General features: G+C 53.4%; 1 pseudogene. It reads right to left on the bottom strand.

Annotation, left to right across the window (positions count from 1 at the left end):
* Positions 1–208: pseudogene (locus HMPREF2554_RS11175) on the bottom strand (hypothetical protein); the annotation flags it as partial.
* Between the last annotated feature and the right edge of the window lie 165 nt (positions 209–373).

The following is a 373-nucleotide window of genomic DNA, read 5'->3' as shown; positions in this document are numbered from 1 at the left end:
CCCATAAGAGCATTTTGATAAACCACGAGGCTTGTAACCGCACCGACGCCAACACCCGCACCACAGCCCGAGGATCAGAAGTTTCTTCTACCACCTGCTGGGTTTTCTGCTCACGCTCACGCCGGCGCCCTTCAAATACTGCTGAGAGCCAAAACGTCCCCACCACAAAGACTAGGCAGAAGAGACCAAAGATAAGTTCACTGCTCATCAGCAGCTACCGTCCCTGATGTGCCGGTCTGAAGAGTAGCCCCGGGAGCTTCGGATTCCCCACGAGCATTTTTAATGGTGCCGCCATAGGTTTTCGCCCCGGCAGTGAACCCAGATTTGATGCTATTCACCCCAACCTTATGAATCAACTTCTGACCCTTCTCCT

The organism is Rothia sp. HMSC071F11 (assembly GCF_001809115.1).
GTDB lineage: Bacteria > Actinomycetota > Actinomycetes > Actinomycetales > Micrococcaceae > Rothia > Rothia dentocariosa.
The sequence above is the reverse complement of the archived record's forward strand: the minus strand, read 5'-3'. Positions and strand labels throughout refer to the sequence as shown.